This is a genomic window from Mitsuaria sp. WAJ17 (genome assembly GCF_014174515.1).
GTDB lineage: Bacteria > Pseudomonadota > Gammaproteobacteria > Burkholderiales > Burkholderiaceae_C > Roseateles_B.
Map to the genome: position 1 here is coordinate 1 of NZ_JACJUG010000171.1, position 311 is coordinate 311.

General features: G+C 65.9%; 1 pseudogene. It reads left to right on the top strand.

Features of this window, described 5'->3' with window-relative positions:
* Nucleotides 1–311: pseudogene (locus H5407_RS23920) on the top strand (cation:proton antiporter); the annotation flags it as partial.

Consider the following 311-nt stretch of genomic DNA (forward strand, 5'->3'; position numbering starts at 1 on the left):
CGCTGAGCTGGCAGTTCGTGCTGGGCGTGGGCATGTCCTGCGCGGTGACAGCCTTGCCCATCCTGATCCTGCTGATGGAGAAGCTGGAGATCCTGCGCCAGCCGATCGGCCAGCGCATCCTGCGTTATGCGAGCGTGGACGACATTGCCATCTGGGGCGTGCTCGCGCTGATCCTGATGGACTGGGAACGCGTGGGCAAGCAGGGCCTGTTTCTGCTGGCCTTCGCCGGCCTGACCTGGGCCTTCCGCGCGCTGATGCGGGCCATTCCCGAGCGCGACCGCTGGTTCATCGGCCTGATCTGGTTGGCACTG